Here is a 7,468-nt window from a genome sequence, read left to right as displayed (position 1 = left end):
ACTTTTGGGGTGCAGTACAATAATTCCGGGCTGCTTCTTTTTTGATTATCAAAAGTGATGAAAATCTCTATGGTTGTTCTTAACTTCATCGACTTGTTTTTGAATTTCGCGGGAGTCGGTGGAACGATTCTTTTTTGAGATCCGGTCAGCTACAAAACCTACAAGGAGTAACCCTCCAAAAAAAACTAACAGCCAGCCCCATAATGGCATATTTTCACCCCCATATTGTAGGGTATGTTTAACGGACAAAATCGATGAGGTGTACAAGTGAATCGTAATCAATTTTTAACTAAAAAAAAGCAACGTTCACAAACGTTACTTTTTTGGAATAAATGTAAAGATTTCATGTGATTCAAAGCTATCTACTAGTCGATCGAGCCAGAAATAATATTCCAAAGCATTATTCAGTTTCAAAATATCGCTTTCTGCTTCTGCTTTTATTTCATCCCTAACTTGCTCGTCCTTTAATAGCTCTTTAAGTTCAGATAAAGATTTTTGAATGGCACTGACATTCATGGAAATACCGTTTCTCCATTTTATCGTAAAAAAATCAATAAAGGTCTGATACCAATCTTCCTCTACCTCATAAAGGTCTTTTCGAATTCCTTTTTTCCACACCTTATCGACCATTTTTAATTCTACTAAGTTGCGGACAGAAGTACTCATACTTGTTTTGCTCATACCTAGTTCTTGTTTCATTTCATCAAGTGTCATTGGTTCGTCATGAAAATACATAAGCCCCCAAAGTCTCCCTATCGAAGGAGTTACCCCATACAGGTTCATATTTTGAGCAATTGCATCAATTACACGTTCCCGGGCTTTTTCTAGTTTGTCTACGCCTTGCAAATAGATTCACATCCTACAACAAAAGTGTTTAATATCTATAGCCTACATATTTGCTCATTGAATGTAAAGGGGAGCTGCTTAAAGGATTATGGAGGATATGGGAGGAATTTTAAGAATGAAGAACGTATAGTGCGTACAGTTTTTACTTCACAAACTTTATGAAGGTATATCCCTTTATATCCGCTTTGTGTAATTTGGAAATCATTACTACAATTAATAGGTCATAGTTACTAATTGCTTCCTACATCGGAATTTTATTGGTTTTAAAGGAATATCAAATAATGATTTGAGTTAAATCGTTTAGAAAATTGAGGTGACAGTATGGAAAGTGAAAAACAAGCAAAAATAAAGGTTTCCAATGTAACGAAAATATTTGGACGCTCATCAAAAAAAGCAAGTCAACTATTAAAGGAAGGAAAAACGAAGCAAGAAATTTTAAAAAGTACAGGATCGACAGTGGGTGTGAATCAAGCGAGCTTTGAGGTATACCCTGGGGAAATTTTTGTCATTATGGGCTTATCTGGAAGTGGAAAATCAACATTGGTTCGTCTTTTAAATAGATTAATAGAGCCAACTGCCGGTCAAGTTTTTATCGATGGAAAAGAAGTTGTCTCCATGAATAAAGAAGAAATTCGTGAAGTTCGTAGGAAAAAAATGAGCATGGTGTTTCAGCGCTTCGCTTTATTCCCGCATAAAACCGTTCTTCAAAACACTGAATATGGTCTCGAAATCCAAGGTGTAGCCAAACAAGACCGATCCCAAAAAGCATTTGAAGCTCTGAAACTAGTTGGCCTAGAAGGCTATGAAAATCAATATCCTGACCAGCTTAGTGGCGGTATGCAGCAACGTGTAGGATTGGCAAGAGCTCTCGCAAATGACCCAGATATTTTATTAATGGACGAAGCCTTTAGTGCTTTGGATCCATTGATTCGTAAGGACATGCAGGATGAATTGATTGAATTACAGGGTCGGATGGAAAAAACGATCGTCTTTATCACACACGACCTTGACGAAGCATTACGAATCGGTGACCGTATTGCCTTAATGAAGGACGGAAACATCGTTCAAATCGGAACTCCTGAAGAAATTCTAATGAATCCATCTAATGAATATGTAGAAAGATTTGTGGAGGATGTTGATTTATCTAAGGTGTTAACTGCTGGACATATCGTTAAACGTGCCGAGATTGTTCAGGTAGATAAAGGAGCAAGACTTGCTCTTAAAATAATGAAGGATAGCGGTTTATCAACTGTTTATGTTGTAGACAAACAGCATAAGCTTGTTGGTGCAGTTAGTGCTGTGGAAGCTTCTAAGGCTGTTGAGCAAAATCTGACCTTAGCTGATGTCATGGAAACAAATCTTAAAACCGTTGAAACGAGTACATTACTTGTTGATTTATTTGATGATGTATCACAAGCGACGATTCCAGTTGCTGTTGTGGATGAAGAAAATCGTCTCAAGGGAATTGTAATTCGTGGTGCAGTGATTGGTGCACTTGCAGGTAATGACACATTTATAAATGACTTTGGGGCTAATCAACTCCCTCCAAGTGATGAAAGGGAGGCGTTATAATGGATGGTTTATTACCAAAGCTGCCATTAGCTGACTGGATAGATATATTTATAGATTGGTTAGTTACGAACTTTGAATTTTTATTTGAAGGAGTCGCAGCAGGACTAGAAGGTTTTGTGGAAGGAATTGTTGTAGGATTAGGTTTTATTCCTTCGATTTTATTAACACTTATTTTAGGCGCGGTAGCTTGGAAAATTTGTAATTGGAAAATTGCTCTTTTTACTTTAATCGGATTACTGCTAATTGATAATTTAGGCTACTGGGACAATATGCTTCAAACAATTGCCCTTGTGTTAACATCTGTCGGGATATCCATTATTATTGGGATTCCTCTTGGAATATGGGCATCTCAAAGTAAGGCAGTGGGTAATATCGTAATCCCGATTTTAGATTTCATGCAAACAATGCCAGCCTTTGTGTATCTATTACCGGCTATCTTTTTCTTCAACATTGGCGTTGTACCTGGGGTAGTGGCATCTGTTATTTTCGCGATGCCACCAACGATTCGCTTGACAATTCTAGGTATCACACAGGTGCCAAAGGATTTAATTGAGGCAACCGAAGCCTTTGGTTCTACAACAAAACAAAGGCTTGTAAAAGTACAAATTCCGTTAGCCATGCCTACGATTATGGCTGGAATTAACCAAAGTATCATGCTTGCTTTATCTATGGTGGTTATTGCCTCAATGGTAGGTGCACCAGGACTTGGAGCAGATGTATACCGAGCTGTTACACAGCTACAAACAGGAACTGGTTTTGAAGCTGGTCTTGCGATTGTCATTGTTGCAATCGTCCTTGACCGGATTACTCAAAATATAGGCAAAAAGAAACTAGGAGGAACGGTATAATGTTTAAAAAAGCATTAACAGCAACATTAGCAATCGGATTAACATTAGGACTTGCAGCATGTGGTAGCGATTCTAAAGAAGCAGGAACTAATTCTGCATCCGTAGGTGAAAGTGTAGATTATAAGATTGTTGGAATAGACCCAGGTGCAGGGATTATGAAGGCAACAGATTCAGCAATTAAAGAGTACGGTCTGGATGATTGGACATTAGTAGAAGGATCAGGTGCAGCGATGACAGCAGCACTTAAGAAGGCATATGCCAAGGAAGAACCAATTATCATCACGGGTTGGACTCCACACTGGAAATTCTCTGCTTTTGATCTAAAATATCTTGAAGATCCTAAGGGAGTGTATGGTGGAGAAGAAAATATTCATAGTATCGCACGAATTGGGTTAAAAGAAGATTTACCAGGAGTGCATGCACTACTTGACCAATTCAATTGGACTGCAGATGACATGGCAAATGTAATGGTAGATATTAATGATGGAACAAAACCTGAAGAAGCAGCTGCAAAATGGATAGAAGAGAATCCTGATAAAGTTGCAGAATGGACTGAGGGTGTACAAGAAGGAAATGGTGAAGAAGTAAAATTAGCGTACGTGGCTTGGGATAGCGAAATTGCAAGTACAAATATTGTTGCTAAAGTGTTGACTGATTTAGGCTATAAAGTAAAAATGAGCCAAGTAGAAGCTGGCCCAATGTGGACGGGTGTAGCAGATGGATCTGTTGATGCACATGTTGCTGGATGGTTACCAGTTACCCATGCTGATTATGTAGAGAAGTTTGACGGAAAATTCGAAGACCTTGGTTCAAATCTCGAAGGCACAAAAATCGGATTAGTCGTACCAGCTTATATGGACATTGATTCAATCCAAGACTTAAAGGAATAACCTTCAGAAAAAGATATTATTTGAGAAACTGTACACTCGTTTTGGGTGTACAGTTTTTTTTTGAAATGGGCATAATGGCAATTGTATTGTACTTTTCTAGAAAAGAGGAACGGATTGATGCACATCAGCAAATTTTCGATAAAAAGACCAACTTTTACATTGGTTTCTATGTTTTTAGTGATTATTTTAGGAATCGTTTCCTTAATGAATATACCATTAAAATTAATCCCGGATATCAATCCTCCCGTAGGTGTAGTTGTAGCAAACTATTTTGGAGCAAGTCCGAATGAAGTCTCTGAAAAGGTCACAAAACCTCTTGAACAAAGTCTGTCTACATTGCCGGGCTTAAAAACAATGTCCTCGACATCCCAAGAAGGTGCATCTTTTATTTTATTACAGTTTTCATGGACAACTTCGATTGATGATATTGAAAACGAAATTTTAAGCCGCATCAATCAAACACAAATTACAGATGATGCTGAGACTCCTCGCTTTTTAAAATTTGATCCGTCACAGTTTCCGGTCATTCAATTGTCCTTGAGTATGGAAGAGGATGAAAAAGGGCTGCAAGAGCTTGCCGAAGGGCTGGTAACCGAGCTCAATAAAGTCGAAGGTGTCGCAAATGTAAATCTGTCTGGTGTCATGTCGGAAGAAATAAAAGTGGAATTAGATCAAGAAATGTTAGAAGAGTATGCTCTCACACAAACCGATATTGTCAACATCCTACGGGCCAATTCAGTTTCACTTCCTGGAAATACGATTGAATCTGAAGGCAAGGAGCTTACTACAAGAGTTATTAGTAATTTGAATTCTGTTGACGATTTAGAGGAGCTTGCGATTACAATTGACCCCATCTTAGGTGAAAAAGTGGTTTTAGCGGATTTATCCCAAATTAAGATTGTCCCTGAATCACAGAAGACCATTACACGAGCAAACATGGAGCCCGCCATGCTCGTAAGTGTTCTTCAGGAATCGGATGCCAACACAGCGAAAGTTTCAGAAGGTTTTCAAGCGGAATTAGAAAAAAAACTAGCTCAGAAAAAATATAAAAATGTCCAAGCTGATATCCTGTTTGACCAAGGTAACTACGTCAAAATAGCAATTAGCAACATCATAAGTACCCTGTTGCTCGGTGGATTATTTGCAATGATTGTGCTCTTTTTTTTCCTTCGAAATGTAAAAAGTCCACTCATCATCGGGATTGCAATTCCATATTCCGTCATTGTTACCTTTGTGCTCATGTATTTTTCAGATTTCTCATTAAATATTCTCACATTAGGTGGACTTGCCCTTGGGATTGGAATGCTCGTCGATAATTCAATAGTCGTAATCGAAAACATTTACCGCCACTTATCAATGGGGAAAGAGCCAAAGCTGGCTGCAGAAGAGGGAACAAAAGAAATTGGAACGGCAATTATTGCCTCAACTTTAACAACGGTTGCTGTTTTTTTACCCGTGGTTTTTATTACGGGTTTAATTGGAGAGTTGTTTACGGAATTTGCAGTTACCATTGCATTTAGTTTATTTGCTTCCCTCATTGTCGCGTTAACTGTTGTGCCGATGCTAGCAAGTCGATTTTTAAAAAGACCAAATGAAAACCTCGAAAAAAGACGTCAGACATCGAGAGGAATGCGCTTTTTAGAGAATGCAACAAGATGGTCATTGAGGCATCGATTCATTGTACTGTTGATTACTTTAGTGATGTTTGCGGTAAGTCTATTTGGACTTTTTACAGTCGGAACAGAATTCATTCCGAAAAGCGATGAGGGCTTTTTTACAATAAAAATGAAGCTTGAAAATGGTACACCATTGGAGGACACGAAAAAAGCAGTCACTGTGATTGAAAAGCAACTAGAAGAGGAGCCAGACGTTGATGTCTATGTTAGCTTAATTGGTTCTACTCAAGAAAAAAGCTTTCGTGGAGGAGGAAGTACCAACGAAGCGGAAATTTATGTGAAAATGGTTGGGTTTGAGGAACGAGAATGGTCAACCTTTGAATTTGTAGATGATACGAAGCAGAAAATCGAGTCTTCGGTTAACGAGCTTCATCCAGAGGCAGTTGTTAAATTCAATCTACAGTCTTCATCAGGATCAACACCCAACACTTTACAGTTCCATGTGAAGGATACAGATAAGGGACGGCTCGATGAAGCAGTTGATAAAATTACGGATGCACTTGTAACGTTGAAGGATGTTACAGAAGTTTCCACAGATGTTTCGAAAACGATTGAAGAGCTTCAAATTACGATTGATAAAGAAAAAGCGTTTGAAGAAGGGCTTGCGCCTGTACAAATTGCATCAACGGTCAATGATGTGACAAGAGGAACACGAGCTCTTCAGCTAATCGATCAAGAAAAGAAGATTTATCCTGTCAATGTTGGCTATAACCGAGAGTTTACCAATCATATTGAAGGCCTTCGGAATCTTCTTTTAAAAACACAGGCAAATACATTTGTTCCATTAGGGGACGTGGCTGACATTGAAATTGGTGAAGGACCATTAACGGTTCGAAGAATTGACCAACAGCATGCCGTACAATTTACAGTGAAATATGTGTCGACGACCAATCTGGGCGCGATTTCGAAAAAAATTGATGAAGAGGTGGCGGGGCTGGGGCTATCAGATGAAACGGATATTGTCTACAGTGGTGATAAAGAGCTGTTGGAGTCCTCGATGGATCAAATGCTGTTGGCATTTGTTTTAGCCTTAACATTGATTTACTTCGTAATGGCTGCACAATTTGAGTCATTTAAGTATCCATTTGTGATTATGTTTACAGTTCCGTTTATGGTGATCGGGGTTGCGATTGGTCTCTTTTTCACAAACACTCCAATTGGAATTACAGCAATCATTGGAATTATTGTCCTAGCGGGCATCGTCGTTAACAATGCAATTGTGATTGTGGATTATATCAATAAGAAAAAAGAAGAAGGTATGGGATCATACGAGGCTATCGTTGTGGCAGTAAAAGATCGTACGCGCCCGGTCATGATGACAGCCTCAACGACAATCTTAGGTTTGTTACCGTTAGCATTTGGCATCGGTGAAGGCTCTGAAATAAACCAGCCAATGGGAATTACCGTTATCGGGGGCTTAATAAGTAGTACCCTTTTAACATTATTTGTAATCCCAATCATGTATAGTTTGTTTGATAAAGAAACGAGGAGGAGGGTTGAAGGGGATTAGGGGGAATGAGAGGTTTATGAGTGGATATATGGATAAAATTGGAAAAAGCTATAACTTAAATTGGAGTTATGATAAGGCTTTTGGGTACTTTTGGAAAAAGGCATAGCATAAGTGGTAGATATGAGT

Annotated in this window: 6 protein-coding genes; 4 read left to right on the top strand and 2 right to left on the bottom strand. The window is 38.6% G+C overall.

The genetic code is table 11. The annotated features are described in order from the left end of the window. Window positions 1–48: 48 nt before the first annotated feature. Together V7112_RS14310 and cudC are read right to left on the bottom strand one after the other, a co-directional pair. Window positions 49–210, bottom strand: coding sequence for a hypothetical protein (locus V7112_RS14310; RefSeq protein WP_335420903.1), 162 nt, complete (start codon window positions 208–210; stop codon window positions 49–51). A gap of 105 nt (window positions 211–315) precedes the next feature. Continuing rightward, on the bottom strand, window positions 316–846 hold the full coding sequence (gene cudC, locus V7112_RS14305) for a choline uptake/conversion transcriptional regulator CudC (RefSeq protein WP_335420901.1): 531 nt from the start codon (window positions 844–846) through the stop codon (window positions 316–318). Between the two features lie 321 nt (window positions 847–1,167). On the opposite strand from cudC, the gene proV reads away from it, so the two are divergent. The 4 genes from proV (at window position 1,168) to V7112_RS14285 (ending at window position 7,342) form a co-directional block, all read left to right on the top strand. Further along, window positions 1,168–2,418, top strand: a complete 1,251-nt coding sequence (gene proV / locus V7112_RS14300; RefSeq protein ID WP_335420898.1) for a glycine betaine/L-proline ABC transporter ATP-binding protein ProV — start codon at window positions 1,168–1,170, stop codon at window positions 2,416–2,418. Further along, a complete protein-coding gene (locus V7112_RS14295) occupies window positions 2,418–3,266 on the top strand; it encodes an ABC transporter permease (protein ID WP_335420896.1) in 849 nt (282 codons plus the stop codon). The genes proV and V7112_RS14295 overlap by 1 nt, the downstream gene beginning before the upstream one ends. Further along, on the top strand, window positions 3,266–4,156 hold the full coding sequence (locus V7112_RS14290; protein ID WP_335420894.1) for a glycine betaine ABC transporter substrate-binding protein: 891 nt from the start codon (window positions 3,266–3,268) through the stop codon (window positions 4,154–4,156). The genes V7112_RS14295 and V7112_RS14290 overlap by 1 nt, the downstream gene beginning before the upstream one ends. Window positions 4,157–4,273: 117 nt before the next feature. Then, a complete protein-coding gene (locus V7112_RS14285; protein WP_335420892.1) occupies window positions 4,274–7,342 on the top strand; it encodes an efflux RND transporter permease subunit in 3,069 nt (1,022 codons plus the stop codon). Window positions 7,343–7,468 lie beyond the last annotated feature (126 nt).

The organism is Bacillus sp. JJ1566, assembly GCF_036962685.1.
In the GTDB taxonomy this organism is placed as follows: Bacteria; Bacillota; Bacilli; order Bacillales; family Bacillaceae_L; genus Ferdinandcohnia.
The sequence above is the reverse complement of the archived record's forward strand: the minus strand, read 5'-3'. Positions and strand labels throughout refer to the sequence as shown.

Excerpts from the sequence above, each read along its gene's own strand:
- V7112_RS14310 (WP_335420903.1), bottom strand. The coding sequence starts at position 210 with ATGCCATTATGGGGCTGGCTGTTAGTTTTTTTTGGAGGGTTACTCCTT.
- V7112_RS14290 (WP_335420894.1), top strand. The coding sequence starts at position 3,266 with ATGTTTAAAAAAGCATTAACAGCAACATTAGCAATCGGATTAACATTA.
- V7112_RS14285 (WP_335420892.1), top strand. The coding sequence starts at position 4,274 with ATGCACATCAGCAAATTTTCGATAAAAAGACCAACTTTTACATTGGTT.
- proV (WP_335420898.1), top strand. The coding sequence starts at position 1,168 with ATGGAAAGTGAAAAACAAGCAAAAATAAAGGTTTCCAATGTAACGAAA.
- V7112_RS14295 (WP_335420896.1), top strand. The coding sequence starts at position 2,418 with ATGGATGGTTTATTACCAAAGCTGCCATTAGCTGACTGGATAGATATA.